The 319-nt window shown below is 50.2% G+C and carries 1 protein-coding gene; it reads left to right on the top strand.

Going from position 1 to position 319, the window contains the following annotated elements:
• Positions 1–319: hypothetical protein (locus H6A25_RS12575; protein ID WP_204752457.1), on the top strand; the 319-nt coding region annotated here is incomplete at both ends.

Consider the following 319-nt stretch of genomic DNA (forward strand, 5'->3'; position numbering starts at 1 on the left):
TTAAGCAGCGGCATGGATTCGCAAGCGGCGTTTTTCGCCTATGCGAACGGAAAACTGACTCCGCTTGTGATTACTCATACTGATGAAACCAGCTATGGTACGATTACGACGTACACACATACTGTCGCAACCTCTACGCTGGACGGAATTGTTACACTGAAACTGACCGGCCTGACTGAGAAAACAACACCGAGCAGCTACACAGAAACATATAGCCACGCCGGCATAACAATTACGGCGACAACATCTCAGGAGGAAGCATTGCCGGATCCGGATAGTGTAACTGCAAAACCGCACGGAACGCAGATCACTTCCGGAG

Origin of the sequence: Intestinimonas butyriciproducens (assembly GCF_016901775.1) — a bacterium.
Lineage (GTDB): Bacteria > Bacillota > Clostridia > Oscillospirales > Butyricicoccaceae > Pseudobutyricicoccus.